Below are 530 nucleotides of genomic sequence, written 5' to 3' on the forward strand. Positions count from 1 at the left end.
CCCGTGGCCTATCAGCAAGACTCCGGCATGGTCGCCAATAACCCGGTGATCAAGCGCTTCGACCTGCGCCTGGAAACCCGCACCAGCCGCACCACCCGCCGCGACTACGACTTCGAAAAACCGCGCCTGACCCTGGAAAGCGAAAACCGTGGCGACGCCTTGCCCGACCTCGAAGACTACGATTACCCGGGCCGCTTCATCGACCGCGAGCGCGGCAAGCACCTGGCCAAACGCGCCCTCGAACGCCACCGCAGCGACTTCCAGCTCGCCGAAGGCAAGAGCGATCAGCCATTACTGGTCAGCGGCCACTTCCTCGCTCTGACCGAGCACCCGAAAGCCAAATGGAACGACCTCTGGCTGCTCACCGAAGTGCTGCACGAAGGCAAGCAACCGCAGGTGCTTGAAGAGTCCGTCACCAGCGACACCACCGCGCTGAAAGACGATTTCCACCAGGGCTACCGCAACCGCTTTCAGGCCACGCCATGGGACGTGCCCAACCGCCCGCCCCTGCGCCACCCGAAACCACGCAT

Annotated in this window: 1 protein-coding gene; it reads left to right on the forward strand. The window is 64.0% G+C overall.

Features of this window, described 5'->3' with window-relative positions; genetic code table 11:
• Positions 1 to 530, forward strand: a 530-nt coding sequence (locus HU755_RS26935; protein ID WP_272978330.1) for a contractile injection system protein, VgrG/Pvc8 family, incomplete at both ends; no start/stop codon positions are given.

The sequence above is a fragment of the Pseudomonas sp. SWRI111 genome, assembly GCF_014268555.1.
Taxonomy (GTDB): domain Bacteria; phylum Pseudomonadota; class Gammaproteobacteria; order Pseudomonadales; family Pseudomonadaceae; genus Aquipseudomonas; species Aquipseudomonas hamedanensis.